We start from the raw sequence: 16,017 nt of genomic DNA on the forward strand, positions 1-16,017 counted from the left end.
GGGTGACGTGGGGAGAGCGGTGGCCGCGTTGCAGTAGCCCCGGGGCTGGCTGTACAGCAACCGTTTCCCACTCAACCTGCTGCCCCGCTTCGAAGAATCACCCGTTCACACCCGCGGCCCTGCACCAACGCCTTCTCTTCCCCGACCCACCCTCACTACGGCCATGACCTGCTGAAACACCGTCGTATCGGCGGCCCGCGCCCTCCCCTGCGCCACCCGTTCACCCCGTTCCCGGCGCCTTCTCGACAAGCGCTCCCGCCCCCGACCCCCTTACCTCGGAAGAGCAGGGGCTCGGCCGAGGCGGCGGCACTTGGGGGTGTCGCGGGTCGTGGGTCCGTGCGCTCGGAGGAGCTTCGATGCGACGTAGCGCCCGTGTGCTGGCCGGGACCGCGCTGGCCGTCGGTGCCGTGGGGCTCGTCGTCGCGCCCGCGTACGGGGACGACGACGGGAGCGGGGATCTGCAGTTGCGGCCGTCGTCGGTGGTGCCGGGCGGGGAGGTCACGGTGAACACCTCCGCGTGCCGGGACGGCGGGGCGGCGGGGGACGCCAGCGCGGTGGGGGCCGGTTCGTTCACGTTGGCGCCGGGCTCGGACGACGAGGACGGGGGCGGCGGGTTCCGGGTGCCGCCGAGCGCGCAACCGGGGACGTACGAGATCGTCGCGACCTGCGCCGACGGCGGTCGGCGGGTGGCGGGTGACCTGGTGGTCACGCTGTCGTCGACGCCGGGGCAGGCGCATCCCAGAGGAAGTGTGCAGACGGGGGTCGGCGGCGCGTTCGGCCACGACCCCGTGCAGACCGCGGCCGGCGTGACGGCTCTCGCCGTAGCCGCCGCGGGCGGTACCTGGCTCCTGCATCGCCGGGCGAGAGGCGACGGGATCTGACGGACACCCTCCGCTGTCCGTCCGCCGGTACCGCATGTCCCCTCCCCCTCCGGGTCCGACGCCCCTCGCGGCCCGGAGGGGGATCGGGCGGCCCGAGGAGAGTCCCAGGAGGCTCCCGTGCGCATCCAGAGGAACGTCGGCAACGGCGTCATAGCCGCGGTCACCGTCCTGGCCCTGTGCTCCGGCGCCTGGCTGCTGCGCAACGGCACCGCGACGCACGCCCCGCCGCAGCCGTCGGCCGCGCAGGGCGACCCGCACCCCCGCCCGGCGGCCGCCCCCGCGCTCGCCCCCTCCCCTCCCGACCGCATCCGCATCCCCTCGCTCGGCGTCGACGCCCCCCTCATGGGCCTGGGCCTGACGAGGACGGGCAGCCTCGACGTCCCGCCCGCCGAGCGGAAGAACCTCGCCGGCTGGTACGAGGCCGGCACCACGCCCGGTGAGACCGGCACCGCGATCGTCGCCGGCCATGTCGACAACGCCGAAGGACCCGCCGTGTTCTACCGGCTCGGCGCCCTCAAGCGGGGCAGCGCGATCGAGGTGGACCGACGGGACGGCGGCACGGCCCTCTTCTCGGTCGACGCCGTGGAGGTGTACGACGCGAAGGCCTTCCCCGACGAGAAGGTGTACGGCGCGGCCTCGCGGCCCGAGCTGCGGGTGATCACCTGCGGCGGCGGCTACTCACGGACGACCGGCTATCAGGGCAACGTGGTCGTGTTCGCGCACCTCACCGGCAGCCGCTGACCCCACGCCCCCGGTGCGCACCAAGCGCCACGCCCTAGGCGATCCACTGCTCGTACGCCAGCTTCGCCACCAGCGCGAACACCACGCTCAGCAGCACCACCCGGACGAACCCGCTGCCCTTCTTCAGCGCCGTACGCGCCCCCAGCATGCCGCCCGCCAGGTTGAACACGGCCATCACCGCGGCCAGCTGCCACAGGACCGTGCCCTGCCAGGCGAAGGTGGCGAGCGCGCCGGCGTTGGTGCAGCAGTTGACGATCTTGGCGGTGGCGGAGGCGGTGACGAGGTCGAGATGGAGGACGGCGGTGAGGGCGAGGACCAGGAAGGTGCCGGTGCCGGGGCCGATCAGGCCGTCGTAGAAGCCGATGCCGAGGCCGGCCAGGCCGATCGCGGCGAGGATCCGGCGGGGCGAGGCCGGGCCGGTCGCGGGGGCGGTGCCGAAGGCGGGGCGCAGGATGACGAAGGCGGCCACCGCGAGCAGCACCACCATGATCACGGGCTTCAGCACCTCGGTGCTCATGCCGGCCGCGAAGAAGGCACCGCCGGAGGAGCCCGCGAGCGCCGCGAGGCCAATGCGCACGGCGAGCCGCACGTCCACGGGCGCCTTGCGGGCGTACGTCACGGCGGCGCCGGTCGTGCCTACGATCGCGACCGCCTTGTTGGTGCCGAGCGCGTAGGCGGCCGGGGTGTTCGCGGGGAGGCCCAGCAGCAGGGCCGGGAGCAGCAGGAGGCCACCGCCTCCGACCACGGCGTCGATCCAGCCGGCCACGAGGGCCGCGAGGCACAGGACGACGACCATGGTCAGCGATATGTCGGGCATGATCGCGACCTTAGGCAGACGGTGCGTGTGCCGTCCATGTACATGAGGAGTATCTGAGCTTCGGCCCGGCTCGACCTCACAGCCCGCCCGCACCGTGCCCGCGGAACCCTCACACCCGCCCCTCGCGCCCGCTGAGGGCAGCGTTCCTCGCGGGAAACAGATGCGATGCGGTCGGGAAACACCGGCACCGCACGCTCGATGCCATGACCTCGAATACGCGTGTGGTGGTGATCGGCGCCGGCCTCGCGGGCGTACGACTCGCCCGGCGGCTCGGCGAGCTCGGCACGCCCGTGACGCTCGTCGGCGACGAGGAGCACCGCCCGTACAACCGGGTGCTGCTCGCCGAGGTGCTGGCCGGACGGTACAGCCCCGAGGTGATCGCCCTCCCGGCGCCCGCGGAGCTGACGCGCGGCCGGGTCACCGGCATCGACCGCGAGGCGCGAGCCGTACATCTCGCGGACGGGTCGGAGATCGCATACGACACCCTGGTGCTGGCCACCGGCTCGAACCCGGTACTGCCGCCGCTGCGCGGCCTGTTCACGCCCGACCACGAACTGCCGGAGGGCGTCCACGCCTTCCGCACGATGGACGACTGCCTGGGCCTGTCCAAGGCGGTCCGGCCGGGTGTGCGGGCCGTCGTGATCGGCGGCGGGCTCCTCGGGGTGTCCGCGGCCCGGGCGCTCGCGATGCGCGGCGCGCAGGTCGTGCTCGCCCAGCAGTCCGAGCGGCTGATGGAGCGCCAGCTCGACCCGGCCGCCTCGAAGCTGGTCCGGCGCCATCTCGGCGACCTCGGCGTCGAGGTCCACACCGACCTGCGGGTGCGGGACGTGCGCTGCGTCGGCGGTGCGGTCCGCTCGGTGGAGATGGCCGACGGATACGCGCTCGACGCGGACATCGTGGTCCTGGCGTGCGGCGTCCGCCCGCGCGCCGGCCTCGCGCAGGCCGCGGGACTGGACGTCCGCAAGGGCATCGTCGTCGACGACGAACTCCGTACGTCCGACCCGCACATCCGGGCCGTCGGCGACTGCGCGCAGCACAACGGCACCGTCTACGGGCTGGCCGCGCCCGCGCTCGAACAGGCCGACGTCCTGGCCGAGTTGCTGGCCACGGACGCCGGTGACACCGCCGCCCGCTACACCGGCACCCGCGCGCTGACCCGGCTGACGCTGGCCGGTGAGGGGTTCTTCGACCTCGCCGCGTTCGGCGAGACGGAGCCCCTCCCCGGGGACGACGTCGTCCAGCTCACGGACGCCACCCGCGGCACCTACCGCAAGGTCGTCGTCCGCGACGACCGCCTGGTCGGCGGGGTTCTCGTCGGCGAACTCGGCACCGTCGGCGCGCTCGCCCGCGCCTGGGAGGGAGCAGAGCCGCTCCCCGACGACGGCCCGCTGCTCCACCTGCTCACCAACGATGGAGGCTCCTGATGACCGCCACCCCGGAGGCCACGGAGGCCACCCCCACGATCGTGCTCGTCGGCCATGGCATGGTCGGCCAGCGTTTCCTCGAAGCGCTCGCCGCGCGCGGCCTGACCGCCACGCACCGCGTGGTCGTGCTGTGCGAGGAGCCGCGTCCGGCGTACGACCGTGTCGCCCTCACCTCGTACTTCTCGGGCAAGACGCCCGAGGACCTGTCCATGACGGACATGGAGTTCATCGAGACGCACGGCATCGAGCTGTACGTCGGTGACCCGGCCGTCTCCGTCGACCGCGAGGCGAAGAAGGTCACCGCCCGGTCCGGCGAGGTCTTCGAGTACGAGACCCTCGTCCTCGCCACCGGCTCGTACCCGTTCGTGCCGCCGGTCCCCAACAAGGACGCCAAGGGCTGCTTCGTCTACCGCACGATCGAGGACCTCCTCGCCATCGAGGAGTACGCGAAGACCCGCACGACCGGTGCCGTGGTCGGCGGCGGTCTGCTCGGTCTGGAGGCGGCCGGCGCCCTGAAGGGGCTCGGACTGACCTCCCACATCGTGGAGTTCGCGCCGCGCCTGATGCCGGTGCAGGTCGACGAGGGCGGCGGCGCGGCCCTGCTGCGCACCATCGAGGACATGGGCCTGAGCGTCCACACCGGCGTCGGCACACAGGAGATCGTGGTCGACGCCGACGGTGCCGTCACCGGCATGAAGCTCTCCGACGGCTCCGAACTCGCCACCGACATGGTCGTGTTCTCCGCCGGTGTCCGCCCCCGCGACCAGCTGGCCCGCGACTGCGGCCTGACGGTCGGCGAGCGCGGCGGCATCACCGTCGACGAGCAGTGCCGTACGGTCGCCGACCCGCACGTCTTCGCGATCGGCGAGTGCGCGCTGGCCTCGGACGGCCGGGTGTACGGCCTGGTCGCCCCGGGCTACGAGCAGGCCGAGACGGCCGCCGCGACCATCGCCGCCGACGAGTCGGAACAGCTGACCTTCACCGGCGCCGACCTGTCCACCAAGCTGAAGCTGCTCGGCGTGGACGTGGCGTCCTTCGGTGACGCGCACGGCACCGCCGAGGACTGCCTGGACGTCGTCTACTCGGACTCCCGCGCGGGCCTGTACAAGAAGCTGGTCATCGGCCGGGACGGCACGCTGCTCGGCGGCATCCTGGTCGGTGACGCGGAGGCGTACGGCACGCTGAAGGCGTTCACCGGTTCGGTCCCGCCGGTCTCCCCCGAGTCGCTGGTCCTGCCGGCCGGCGCCGGAGCGCCCGTCGCCCTCGGCCCGTCCGCGCTGCCGGACGAGGCGATCATCTGCTCCTGCAACAACGTCACCAAGGGCACGATCCGCGGCGCGGTCACCGACCACCAGTGCACGACCGTGCCCGAGGTGAAGAAGTGCACCAAGGCCGGTACGACCTGCGGCAGTTGCGTCAAGGTCCTCGGCCAGCTGGTCACCGCCGAGCTGGAGGCGTCCGGCGTCGAGGTCGACAAGGGCCTGTGCGGCTGCTTCTCGCAGACCCGCGAGGAGCTGTACGAGATCGTCCTCGCCCTGCGGATCAACACCTACCAGGACCTCCTGGACCGCTACGGCCGTGACGGCGCCAAGGGCGGCGACGGCTGCGAGATCTGCAAGCCGGCGGTCGGCTCGATCATCGCCTCCCTCGCCCCGACGATCGGCGCCAGCGGCTACGTCCTGGAAGGCGAGCAGGCCGCCCTGCAGGACAGCAACGACCACTTCCTGGCCAATCTCCAGAAGAACGGCTCGTACTCGGTCGTCCCGCGCATCCCCGGCGGTGAGATCACCCCCGAGGGCCTCATCGTGATCGGCGAGATCGCCCGCGACTTCGGCCTCTACACGAAGATCACCGGCGGCCAGCGGATCGACATGTTCGGCGCGCGGGTCGAGCAACTCCCCCTCATCTGGACCCGGTTGGTGGACGCCGGCTTCGAGTCCGGCCACGCCTACGGCAAGTCCCTGCGCACGGTGAAGTCCTGCGTCGGCCAGACCTGGTGCCGCTACGGCGTCCAGGACTCGGTCCGCATGGCGATCGACCTGGAGCTGCGCTACCGAGGGCTCAGGTCGCCCCACAAGCTCAAGTCCGCCGTCTCCGGCTGCGCCCGCGAGTGCGCCGAGGCCCAGTCGAAGGACTTCGGCGTCATCGCCACCTCGGCCGGCTGGAACCTGTACGTCGGCGGCAACGGCGGCGCGACCCCACGCCACGCGGACCTCCTGGCCCAGGACCTCTCCGACGCCGAGCTGATCAAGCTGATCGACCGCTTCCTGATGTTCTACATCCGCACCGCCGACCGCCTGGAGCGCACGTCGACCTGGCTGGAGCGCATCCCCGGCGGCCTGGACCACGTCCGTGACGTGGTCGTGGAGGACTCCCTCGGCATCTGCGAGGAGCTGGAGTCCCTGATGACGGCCCACGTCGCGCACTACGCCGACGAGTGGGCGACCACCATCAACGACCCCGAGAAGCTCGCCCGGTTCGTGTCCTTCGTGAACGCCCCGGACACCCCCGACCCGGTCGTCGGCTTCGTCCCCGAGCGCGACCAGATCAAGCCCGACCTGCCGCTGCTGACCATCGGCCACCGCCCCCTGGAAGGAAGCGCCCAGCGATGACCCTGGCACCCGAGACGACGGACCTGAAGATCGAACTCCAGCTGGAGAGCGGCTGGTTCACGGTCTGCGAACTGGCCCGGCTGCTCCCCGGCCGCGGTGTGGCGGCCCTGCTGCCCGACGGCCGTCAGGCCGCCCTGTTCCGCGACCGCTCCGGCAAGCTGTACGCCATCGACAACCGCGACCCGTTCGGCGGCGCGGCGGTCCTCTCCCGCGGCCTGACCGGCACCCACCAGGGCCGGCCGTTCGTCGCCTCGCCCCTGCTGAAGCAGCGGTTCGACCTGGAGACCGGGGTGTGCCTGGACGACGAGTCGGTGCGGGTGGCGACGTACGAGGTGCGGGCCGCGTAGCCACCGGCCGCGTATCCGCCGACCGCGTAGCCGCCGGCCGCGTAGCCGCCGACCGCGTATCCGCCGACCGCGGGGAGAGCGGATTTCTTGACTGATCGTTCTGATTGAACCTAGGCTGCCTGGCATGGCCAGGACCAAGGAGTTCGATCCCGAGGCCGCGCTCCAGGCAGCACTTGAGCTGTTCTGGCGGCGCGGCTTCGAAGCGACGTCGATGGCCGACCTGGTCGAGCACCTGGGCATCGGCCGGGCCAGCCTCTACGCGACCTTCGGCAGCAAGCACGAGCTGTACCTGAAGGCGCTGGAACGCTACGACCGGGCGGGACTCCCGCCGATCATGCGGGAGTTGTCCCAGCCGGGCCCCGCCCTGCCGGCGGTGCGGGCGCTCGTACGCCGATACGCGACCGAGGCAGCCGACGAGGAACTGCGCCTCAACGGCTGCATGGTGACGAACGCGGCGGCGGAGCTCGCCCCGCACGACCCGGCCGCGGCCCGGCAGGTGCAGCGCAACTGGGACCAGTTGGAGACCGTGCTGCACTCGGCGCTGATCCGCGCCCAGGCGCAGGGCGAACTGCCCGCCGACCACGATCCGCTCACGCTCGCCCGCATGCTGCTGGTCCTGCTCCAGGGGCTGCGTGTGGTGGGCAAGGCGTCGGCGGACCCGGCGCGGGTGCGGGACGCGGCGGAACAGGCGTTGGCGCTGCTCGACTGAGCCGCTCCTTTTTTGTGCCGCCATATTGAACCGAACGGTCAATAATAGGGGAGAAGATGACCAGGACACGCTTCACCGGCAGGACCGCGCTGGTCACCGGCGCCGGCTCGGGGATCGGCCGGGCGGTCGCCGTGGCCTTGGCCGCCGAGGGGGCTCAGGTCGCCGTGGCCGGGCGGCGCCGCGAGCCGCTCGACGAGACGGTGTCCCTGATCGAGCGGGCGGGCGGCAAGGCGCTGGCGGTCACCGCCGACGTCACGGACGCCACGGAGCTGCGGGCCCTCGTCGACGCCGTGGTGGATCGCTACGGCTCGCTCGACGTGGCCGTCAACAACGCGGGGGTGTTCCGTGGCGGGCAGCCGCTGGCAGAACTGCCGGAGTCCGAATGGCACGAGCAGGTGGCGATCAACCTGACCGGCGTCTTCCTGGCCCTCCAGTGCGAGATCCGCCAGATGCGCTCGCAGCCCGGCGGCGGCGCGATCGTGAACATCGCCTCCACCTTCGGCGCCCACACCCGCCACCCCGGCGCCGCCGCGTACGCCGCCACCAAGGCCGCGGTCTCCGTCCTCACCCGGGGCGCCGCCCTCGACCACATCCGCGACGGCGTCCGCATCAACGCGGTCAGCCCCGGCGCCGTGGACACCCCGATGTCCCTGCGCCCCGGCGAGTCGGAGCCGGACCGCGCCGACCGTGCGAGGAGCACGCTCCCCCTGGGCCGTGTCTCGTCCACGGCCGAGATCGCCGCCGCGGTCCTGTACCTGGCCTCGGACGACGCGTCCTCGGTGGTCGGCACGGACCTGGTGGTGGACAGCGGGGCCACGGCCTGAGCGTACGGGCCACCGGCGGGTGATGCGCCTCCCGGCCGGGGGCCGCTTCGCGCCCACCCAGCAGCACGGCGGAGGGTTCCGTCGCGGCCTCGGCGGCGACGATGAGGACCTCCGGCACCAGGAGGTCGGCCAGTCAGGCCAGCCTGCGGCGCCGGATCATCGACGGCGAGATCGCGGTCCGCGGTCAGCCCACGTGTGCGGCGATCGTGCGCGCGCACACCATGGACTCGAGGTGCGTGGTGTCCACCTCCAGGTCGTAGACGACGCCCTCGTGCACCAGGTCCGCCTGCAGTGCGGCCATGCCCGGGACCCGGTCCCCGCGCGCGATCTCCCGCCCCGCCGCGACCGCGCTCGCACACCGGACGCCGACCCACAGCACGTCCAGGTCGCCGAGATGGTGCCGCCACCGCCGCTGGGTCGCCGCCCCGCCGAGGAAGACGTCGTCGACGACGACCCTGGCACCCGCCCGGACCATCGCCACGACGCCGTCCGCCCAGGCCGCCTGGAGCTCCATGAAGTCCGCCCCGACGCTCACCCCGCCGTCCTGACCGATGGTGATCCCCGCGTCCGACGCCTGCATGCCGGCGGGCAGCGCCGCTACGAACGAGTCGCACCCGAACGTCAGCCACGGCTCCGGCAGTACGGCCTGGAGACACCGTACGATCCCCGACTTCCCCGAGCTGGAACCGCCGTTGAGGATGATCATCCGAGTGGTCATCGCGTCACAGTAGGGCGCTGCCCGCACGGAGCGAAGCGAATTTCGGCGCCGGTCAGCCCACGAGCGGTGGGCGCTCCGCGTAGCCGGTGGCGGCGTCCGGCAGGGGCCGCGTGTCCAGGTAGAACCACTCGGCGTCCGGGCCGGGAGCGGCGGGTGAGGTGGGGGGCGGTGCCGGCATCGGCGCTGGTGTCGGCGCCGGCGCCGGTGTCGGCTCGGTCGTCGTGGGAGCCTGCTTCGCCGGGCCCGGCATCAGCAGCTCCACCCGCAGGCCAAGACCCCGCTGCTGGGCCGTGAACTCCTCCACCTGGTTGCGGCAGGCGTGGTCCAGATGGGTGACGCCGGTCAGGTCGAGGCGGATCCGGGGCCTGCCCGAGGCCGCGGCGGCCTCCAGGGCCTCGATGACCTGGGGCAGCCGTAGGAACGTCGCGTTGCCGGCCATGACGACCTTCGCGGTGTCGTCCTCGACGTGCTGCCGGATCACCGTCTGCGACATGCGCAGGGCGGCCAGCACGATCCCGGCGGCCAGACCGACGAGGACGCCTTCCAACAGCGCCGTCGCCACGATGACCGACGTCGTCACCGTCATGACCACGAACTCGCCCCGGTCCTGCCGCCACATCTTCGGGAACTCGGCCGGCGCGAACAGCTTCCAGCCGCTGTGCACGAGGACGCCCGCGAGTACCGAGATCGGGATGAGGGCCAGGACCTGCGGCAGCAGCAGTGCGAAGGCGAGCAGCCACAGGCCGTGCAGGGTGCGGGAGATGCGGGTCTTCGCGCCGGCCTGGACATTGGCGGAGCTGCGGGCCACGACCGCCGTGATGGGGAGGGCGCCGAGGATGCCCGCGACCGTGTTTCCGGCGCCCTGGGCGATGAGTTCGGTGTTGTACCGGGTCCGGGCGCCGCTGTGCATACGGTCCACCGCGGCCGCCGTGAACAGGCTCTCCGCCGAGGCGATCACCGTGAAGGTCAGGATGGAGGTGAGGATGGCGGGCTGCGCGAGCCCCGCGAACTGCTCGGCCCCCGGCACTTGCACCGACGCCAGCAGATTGCCGACCTGGAGCGTCTTCACCTCGACGCCGGGCAGCGCGGCGACCGCGATGCCGACGCCGACCGCGACCAGCGCGGCCGGGATCTTCTTGGCCGGGCCCGGCACCTTCTTCCACACGAAGCTCAGCACGATCGTCGCGACGCCGAGCAGCGTGGCGATCATCGCCTGCGGGTCGGTGAGGATGTCGGCGAACAGGCCCGGAACGCCGGCCATGTTCTCGATCGGCGTGCCGGGCGCCTTGGCGTCGGCCACCGGGTAGGCCTGGCTGAACATCAGCGGCAGCCCGATGCCGGCCAGCATGCCCTGGACCACGGCGAGGGAGATCGCCTGGAACATCCGCCCGAGGCGCACCACCCCGAGGACGATCTGGAGGATGCCGGAGAACAGCACGATCACGCCGAGCATCGCCACGCCGTGCTCCAGCACCGTCTCCGCGACCAGCGCGGCGAGCCCGGCGGCCGGCCCGCTGACCTGGAGCGTGCTGCCCCGGACCGCACCGACGACCAGACCGCCGATCACCCCGGAGATGATCCCGAGTTCGGCGGGGACACCGGAGGCGACGGCCACGCCGATGCACAGGGGCAGGGCGACGAGGAAGACGACGAGGGAGGCGGTGATCTCGTTGGCCAGGTCGAGCTTGGGGCCGGTCTTCGCCGACGACGCCCCCGCGGCCGAGGCGGTCGCGGTCGTCGCGGTCGCGGTCCTCGCGGTCCTCGCGGTCCTCGCGGTCACGGTCCTCGCGGTCGCGGCCCTCGGCACCGTTTTCGCCGCCGCCGGCTTCGTACGCCCCGGACCCCGCCCGCGCGCGTGCGCCCCGCTCATCCGGTATGCACCCGGAACAGCCCGTCGCCCTCCAGCTCGTGCACCTGCCCGGTGTCGACCTCGTAGTACCAGCCGTGCAGCCGCAGCCGTCCGCCGTCCAGCCGCTGCCGGACCACCGGGTAGGTCCGCAGTACGTTCAGCTGGTTGACGACATTGCCCTGGGCCACGTCGGGCAGCGACGGGTCGTCGGAGGCGGCCGTGAGGACCGGCGTCAGGTCGGGGCGGGCCAGCCCCAGCCAGGCGTCCACGCCCGGCAGCGCGGACAGGTCGTCGCCCGCCTTCAGCGCGCCCATCGCACCGCAGTGTGAGTGACCGCACACGACGATGTCCTGAACCCCGAGCACCTCCAGTGCGTACTCGATGGTGGCGGCCTCCCCGGACACGCCGGGGCTGCCGTACGGTGGCACGATATTGCCCGCGTTGCGCAGCTCGAATATCTCTCCGGGCCGGGCGCCGGTAATCAGCGCGGGAATAACACGTGAGTCCGAGCAGGTAATGAAGAGGGCTTCGGGATATTGCCCCTCGGCCAGTTTCCGGTATTCACCGCTCTCGAAGTCGACCCGACGCTTGAACGAGCGGGCACGGTCCAGCAGCGCCTTCAACGATGCCTCCTCGATGGGGAGTTCGGCCAGTTGACAGCACCGTAGGGGAGCGCACACCAGCGGAAGGTTAAGTAAAGGCCAGAGCGCGTCCAGGAATTGGACATCCTTTGTCGCAACGCCCTGCAAGCGCTTGTTTCTTGTAGCGTGTCGACGTCAGGGCAGAGAATGCAAATTCACGGAGAGACAGGATGCATGGGCATACGAGTGCTGCTCATCGAGGACGACGAGACGATCACCGAACCGCTCGCCGAGGGCCTCGGGCACTTCGGGCTGACGGTGGATCACGTGACCACCGGCGCCGAGGGACTGCGAAGGCCGTACGGCGATGTCGTCCTGCTCGACCTCGGGTTGCCGGACATGGACGGCATCGACGTGTGCCGCGGCATCCGACAGGTCTCGGACGTGCCGGTCATCATCCTGAGTGCGCGGGGTGAGGAGGCCGACCGGGTGCTGGGGCTGGAACTGGGCGCGGACGACTATCTGGCGAAGCCGTTCAGCGTAAGGGAGTTGGTGGCGCGGGTGCGGGCGGTGACCCGGCGGACCCAGCGCACGGAGGCGGTGGTGGCCGAGCCGGTGGGCGCGGAGCCGTCGGGCGGGCGTGGGCGTACGGAGGCGCTGGTGGAGCGGCTGCGCGCGGAGGCGGTGAACGCGCCGGTGGCCGCACCGTCCCCCGCCGCGCCGTCGTACGAGGCCGAGCCGTCCGCCGCGGACGAGGAATCCGGCCCTCAGCCCTCGTACAGCGCCCCCGGCCCCCTCGTCGTGGACCGCCGCACCCGTCAGGTCTGGGTCGGCGAGATCCCCGTCACCCTCACCCCGAAGGAGTTCGAGCTGCTGGCGCTGCTCACCGAGGATCCCGGTGCGGTGTACTCCCGGCAGCAGATCCTGGACCGGGTGTGGGACCCGCACTACGAGGGTCCGACCAAGACACTGGACGTCCATGTCGCGGCGCTCAGACGTAAGTTGGGGCACCCGGGGTGGATCCAGACCTTGCGCGGGGTCGGGTTCCGGCTGGCCGTGCGGACCGAGCCGGGCGGGCCGCGGGTGTCCTCGCCGTGACCCGCCGGCTGCTGCTCAGCTATCTCTCGCTCGCCGCGCTCGTGCTGCTCTGCCTTGAGGTCCCGCTGGGCTTCGTGTACTCGCGCGGCGAGCGCGAGCGGGTGGTGGGCGCGGCGAAGGACGAGGCCGAGTCGGTCTCCGCGTACGCCTCGCTGTCGCTCAGCGCGGGCCGGGCCGAACGGGATCTGGCGCGCCGGGTGGCGCACTGCGCCGAGCGGATCGGCGGGAAGGTGGTCGTCGTGGACGCCTCGGGCGCCCTGCTCGCCACCTCGCATCCGCTGGCCGCCATCATGTCGTCGAACCTGGCCTCGCGTCCCGGCATCGCGGCCGCCCTGCGGGGCACCTCCACGGTGGACGTCCGTACGTCGACCATCGGCGGCGTCGAGTACCTGTCGGTCGCCGGGCCGGTGCAGCGCGACGGGCGGCTCCAGGGTGCCGTATGGCTGACGCTGCCGACCCGGACGGTGCACGAACGCGTCCATCACGTCTGGCTGTTGCTGGCGCTCGGCGGGCTCGGGGTGCTCACGGCGGTGGCCGTGGTCGGGTTCGCCATCGCGTGCTGGGCCGGGCGGCCGATCCGCGAACTGGAGCGTGCCACCCACGAGTTGGCGGAGGGCGGCCGGGCCAGGCCGGTGACGATGACGAAGGGCCCGCCCGAGGTCCGCCGGCTGGCCACCGCGTTCAACCGGACGGCGGCCCGGCTCGCCCATCTCCTCGCCGCGCAGCGCGCGTTCGCGGGCGAGGCGTCCCACCAGCTGAAGACGCCGCTCGCCGCGCTGCGGCTGAGGCTGGAGAACCTGGAGCCGAACGTCTGCGACCCGGGCCTCGGCAGTCTCACGGCCGCCGTGACGGAGACGGACCGGCTCGCACGGATGGTGGAGGGGCTTTTGGCCATGGCCCGCCTGGAGGAGGCCTCCGCGACGCCCGCGCCGGTCGACGTGGGCGCGATCTGCGCGGAGCGGCACCGCACCTGGCTGCCGCTCTTCGAGCAGCGGCGGGTCTCCCTGGTGCTGTTCGCGGGCAGTGTCGGACCGGTCCTCGCCGTCCCCGGCGGCGTCGAGCAGATCGTGGACAACCTGCTCTCCAACGCCCTGCGCGCCTCCCCGCCGGACAGCACCGTGACCGTCGAGCTACGGCTCCACGTCCCCGCCCGCCGCGCCCTGCGCGACGCCCGCCCCGCCTGGGTCGACCTGCACATCACCGACGAGGGTCCCGGCATGACGGCGGACCAGCGCGCCCGGGCCTTCGACCGGTTCTGGCGCGCGCCGGGCGCCCCCAAGGGCGGTACCGGACTGGGGCTGTCGCTGGTCCAGCGTCTGGCGCACGCGAGCGGCGGCGAGGCGAGCCTGCACGCCTCGGCCGCGGGCGGGCTGGACGCGGTGATCCGGCTGCCGTCGGCGGAGCCGCCGCGCGAGGGGCACGAATCGGGCGTCGACCGGCCGGCACAGCGCAAACGGGTGGTGCCGGTGTTGCGTGCGTGAGCGCCGGCTGGCACCTTCGGGCACGGACCGACCGGGCGCATGGGCACCCACAGGCAGCTCTCAGGTACGCCGTCCCACGGTCACCAACTGGCTACGGCCCGTCCACCCGGCTCCCCTAGGTTCCATGCCGCCCCCCACGCACGACCCCGTCGTCGACCGGCGACGGGGCGGTACGGCACCTCTTGGAGTGAGAGTGGAACGTCGTAGCCTTCTGCGTGCGGCCGTCCTCGGCGGCTCGACCGCCGTGTTCGGCGGAACCCTGTGGCGAGGCGCCGCGTACGCGGCCCCGGCCCAGCCCGGCACCGGCCCCTACGGGGCACTGGGCTCCCCCGACGCCAACGGCATCAGACTCCCCAGCGGCTTCACCAGCCGCGTCATCGCCCGCTCCGGCCAGACGGTCTCCGGCACGTCGTACACCTGGCACAACGCCCCTGACGGCGGCGCCTGCTACGCCGACGGGTCGGGCTGGATCTACGTCTCCAACTCCGAGATCAACCCCTCCGGAGGCGCGAGCGCGGTCAAGTTCTCCTCGACGGGCGCGATCACGGCCGCGTACCGCATCCTGTCCTCCACCCGGCAGAACTGCGCCGGCGGCAAGACCCCGTGGAACACCTGGCTGTCCTGCGAGGAGGTCTCCCTCGGCTACGTCTACGAGACCGACCCCTGGGGGGTGAACGCGGCAGTGCAGCGGCCGGCGATGGGCCGCTTCAAGCACGAGGCGGCGGCCGCCGACCCGGTGCGCGAGGTGATCTACCTGACCGAGGACGAGACGAACGGCCGCTTCTACCGCTTCGTACCGAACACCTGGGGCAACCTCTCCTCCGGCACCCTCCAGGTCATGGTCGCGGGCAGCGCCACGTCCGGCTCCTTCACCTGGTCGAACGTCCCCGACCCGGACGGCTCCCCGACCGCCACCCGCTCCCAGGTCTCGGGCTCGAAGTCCTTCAACGGCGGCGAGGGCTGCCACTACGCCGACGACACGGTGTGGTTCACCACCAAGGGCGACAACCGTGTCTGGCAGCTCAACCTGACGTCCAACACCTACGAGTTGGCGTACGACGACTCCCTCGTCACCTCCGGCACGGCCCCCCTCACCGGCGTCGACAACATCACCGGCTCCTCCTCCGGCGACCTCTTCGTCGCCGAGGACGGCGGCAACATGGAGATCTGCGTCATCACCCCGGACGACGTCATCGCCCCGTTCCTGCGCATCGACGGCCAGTCGGGCTCGGAGATCACGGGCCCGGCGTTCTCCCCGGACGGCAGCCGGCTGTACTTCTCCAGCCAGCGGGGGACCAGTGGGAGTTCGTCGGGTGGGATCACGTACGAGGTGAGGGGCCCCTTCCGCGCCTAGCGGTCACAAAACAGCCACATCTTCTCCATATTCAGCCGCAGGGCAATACGGTCATCCCCTCACGCAACACCAGTGGGGGGATGACATGACCAATCCGTACGGCACGGCACCCATACCGCAACCACCGTTCCGCCCGGCCCCGAAGTGGGCCCGCAAACGCTACGTACTGCCCGCGCTCGCCCTGGCCTTCTTCCTGGGCATCGGCGCGGGCGGCGCGTCCGGCGAGGGCTCCAAGGACACCGAGGCGACCGCCCAGGCGGCCTCGCCGCAGCCCACGGTCACCGTCACCGCGACCATGACGGCCAAGGCACCGGAACCGGAACCGGCCCCGACCGTGACGGCCACCAAGACGGTCAAGGTCACCACGACGGTCACCGCCACACCCGCCGCGGACACCGGCGCCGCCGCCGAAGACGGAGCCGGTGACGGAGCCCGTGACGGCGACTCCCCCGGCGGCGACGTCTACTACGCCAACTGCGCCGAGGCCCGCGCGGCGGGCGCGGCCCCCGTACACCGCGGCGAGCCGGGCTACGCCTCCCACCTCGACCGCGACAACGACGGGGGGGGCTGCGACAGCTGAC

General features: G+C 72.3%; 15 protein-coding genes. 11 read left to right on the forward strand and 4 right to left on the reverse strand.

Translation table 11 applies throughout. From position 1 onward, the window contains the following. Nucleotides 1–356 precede the first annotated feature (356 nt). Both AQJ67_RS41785 and AQJ67_RS41790 read left to right on the forward strand, forming a co-directional pair. Nucleotides 357–881: a hypothetical protein gene (locus AQJ67_RS41785; protein WP_062724950.1), complete on the forward strand. Its 525-nt coding sequence runs from the start codon at nt 357–359 to the stop codon at nt 879–881. Between the two features lie 117 nt (nt 882–998). After that, on the forward strand, nt 999–1,622 hold the full coding sequence (locus AQJ67_RS41790; RefSeq protein WP_062724952.1) for a class F sortase: 624 nt from the start codon (nt 999–1,001) through the stop codon (nt 1,620–1,622). A 34-nt stretch (nt 1,623–1,656) separates the two neighbouring features. On the opposite strand, the gene AQJ67_RS41795 is transcribed toward AQJ67_RS41790, so the two are convergent. Further along, complete coding sequence (locus tag AQJ67_RS41795; RefSeq protein ID WP_062724955.1) at nt 1,657–2,439, reverse strand: sulfite exporter TauE/SafE family protein; 783 nt, start codon at nt 2,437–2,439, stop codon at nt 1,657–1,659. A 203-nt stretch (nt 2,440–2,642) separates the two neighbouring features. On the opposite strand from AQJ67_RS41795, the gene AQJ67_RS41800 reads away from it, so the two are divergent. The 5 genes from AQJ67_RS41800 to AQJ67_RS41820 all read left to right on the forward strand — a co-directional run bounded on the left by AQJ67_RS41800 (nt 2,643) and on the right by AQJ67_RS41820 (nt 8,355). Continuing rightward, complete coding sequence (locus tag AQJ67_RS41800; protein WP_062724957.1) at nt 2,643–3,863, forward strand: NAD(P)/FAD-dependent oxidoreductase; 1,221 nt, start codon at nt 2,643–2,645, stop codon at nt 3,861–3,863. Beyond that, entirely contained in the window at nt 3,863–6,475 is a 2,613-nt protein-coding gene (gene nirB / locus AQJ67_RS41805; RefSeq protein WP_062724959.1) for a nitrite reductase large subunit NirB, read from the forward strand. Before AQJ67_RS41800 ends, nirB begins: the two co-directional genes overlap by 1 nt. Then, nucleotides 6,472–6,822 (forward strand): nitrite reductase small subunit NirD, encoded by a 351-nt coding sequence (gene nirD, locus AQJ67_RS41810; protein WP_062724961.1) that lies wholly within the window; start codon nt 6,472–6,474, stop codon nt 6,820–6,822. Before nirB ends, nirD begins: the two co-directional genes overlap by 4 nt. A 124-nt stretch (nt 6,823–6,946) precedes the next feature. Further along, nucleotides 6,947–7,531: a TetR/AcrR family transcriptional regulator gene (locus AQJ67_RS41815; RefSeq protein ID WP_062724963.1), complete on the forward strand. Its 585-nt coding sequence runs from the start codon at nt 6,947–6,949 to the stop codon at nt 7,529–7,531. Nucleotides 7,532–7,587: 56 nt separating this feature from the next. Next, nucleotides 7,588–8,355, forward strand: a complete 768-nt coding sequence (locus AQJ67_RS41820) for an SDR family NAD(P)-dependent oxidoreductase (protein WP_062724967.1) — start codon at nt 7,588–7,590, stop codon at nt 8,353–8,355. Between the two features lie 184 nt (nt 8,356–8,539). On the opposite strand, the gene cpt is transcribed toward AQJ67_RS41820, so the two are convergent. Genes cpt through AQJ67_RS41835 form a run of 3 tightly spaced genes read right to left on the reverse strand, consistent with a single transcriptional unit; the run spans nt 8,540 to nt 11,545 of the window. Further along, entirely contained in the window at nt 8,540–9,073 is a 534-nt protein-coding gene (gene cpt, locus AQJ67_RS41825; RefSeq protein ID WP_079056518.1) for a chloramphenicol phosphotransferase CPT, read from the reverse strand. Nucleotides 9,074–9,125: 52 nt separating this feature from the next. Next, nucleotides 9,126–10,943, reverse strand: a complete 1,818-nt coding sequence (locus AQJ67_RS41830) for a SulP family inorganic anion transporter (protein ID WP_079056519.1) — start codon at nt 10,941–10,943, stop codon at nt 9,126–9,128. Then, nucleotides 10,940–11,545 (reverse strand): carbonic anhydrase, encoded by a 606-nt coding sequence (locus tag AQJ67_RS41835; protein WP_062724972.1) that lies wholly within the window; start codon nt 11,543–11,545, stop codon nt 10,940–10,942. Before AQJ67_RS41835 ends, AQJ67_RS41830 begins: the two co-directional genes overlap by 4 nt. 192 nt (nt 11,546–11,737) lie before the next feature. On the opposite strand from AQJ67_RS41835, the gene AQJ67_RS41840 reads away from it, so the two are divergent. The 4 genes from AQJ67_RS41840 to AQJ67_RS41855 all read left to right on the forward strand — a co-directional run bounded on the left by AQJ67_RS41840 (nt 11,738) and on the right by AQJ67_RS41855 (nt 16,016). Further along, nucleotides 11,738–12,601, forward strand: a complete 864-nt coding sequence (locus tag AQJ67_RS41840; RefSeq protein WP_062724975.1) for a response regulator transcription factor — start codon at nt 11,738–11,740, stop codon at nt 12,599–12,601. Next, nucleotides 12,598–14,082 (forward strand): sensor histidine kinase, encoded by a 1,485-nt coding sequence (locus tag AQJ67_RS41845; protein WP_062724977.1) that lies wholly within the window; start codon nt 12,598–12,600, stop codon nt 14,080–14,082. The genes AQJ67_RS41840 and AQJ67_RS41845 overlap by 4 nt, the downstream gene beginning before the upstream one ends. 193 nt (nt 14,083–14,275) lie before the next feature. Next, nucleotides 14,276–15,436, forward strand: coding sequence for an alkaline phosphatase PhoX (locus tag AQJ67_RS41850; protein WP_062724978.1), 1,161 nt, complete (start codon nt 14,276–14,278; stop codon nt 15,434–15,436). Between the two features lie 85 nt (nt 15,437–15,521). Beyond that, nucleotides 15,522–16,016 (forward strand): excalibur calcium-binding domain-containing protein, encoded by a 495-nt coding sequence (locus tag AQJ67_RS41855; RefSeq protein ID WP_062724980.1) that lies wholly within the window; start codon nt 15,522–15,524, stop codon nt 16,014–16,016. Nucleotide 16,017: the final 1 nt, after the last annotated feature.

This window comes from Streptomyces caeruleatus (genome assembly GCF_001514235.1).
GTDB lineage: Bacteria > Actinomycetota > Actinomycetes > Streptomycetales > Streptomycetaceae > Streptomyces > Streptomyces caeruleatus.